Annotated in this window: 1 rRNA gene; it reads right to left on the minus strand. The window is 55.9% G+C overall.

Annotation, left to right across the window (positions count from 1 at the left end):
• Nucleotides 1–397: ribosomal RNA gene (locus tag FMN63_RS00040) — 16S ribosomal RNA — on the minus strand; the annotation flags it as partial.

The following is a 397-nucleotide window of genomic DNA, read 5'->3' on the forward strand; positions in this document are numbered from 1 at the left end:
CCGTATTACCGCGGCTGCTGGCACGGAGTTAGCCGGTGCTTCTTCTGCGGGTAACGTCAATGAGCAAAGGTATTAACTTTACTCCCTTCCTCCCCGCTGAAAGTACTTTACAACCCGAAGGCCTTCTTCATACACGCGGCATGGCTGCATCAGGCTTGCGCCCATTGTGCAATATTCCCCACTGCTGCCTCCCGTAGGAGTCTGGACCGTGTCTCAGTTCCAGTGTGGCTGGTCATCCTCTCAGACCAGCTAGGGATCGTCGCCTTGGTGAGCCGTTACCCCACCAACAAGCTAATCCCATCTGGGCACATCCGATGGCAAGAGGCCCGAGGGTCCCCCTCTTTGGTCTTGCGACGTTATGCGGTATTAGCTACCGTTTCCAGTAGTTATCCCCCTC

This window comes from Stappia sp. BW2, assembly GCF_008107695.1.
In the GTDB taxonomy this organism is placed as follows: Bacteria; Pseudomonadota; Alphaproteobacteria; order Rhizobiales; family Stappiaceae; genus Roseibium.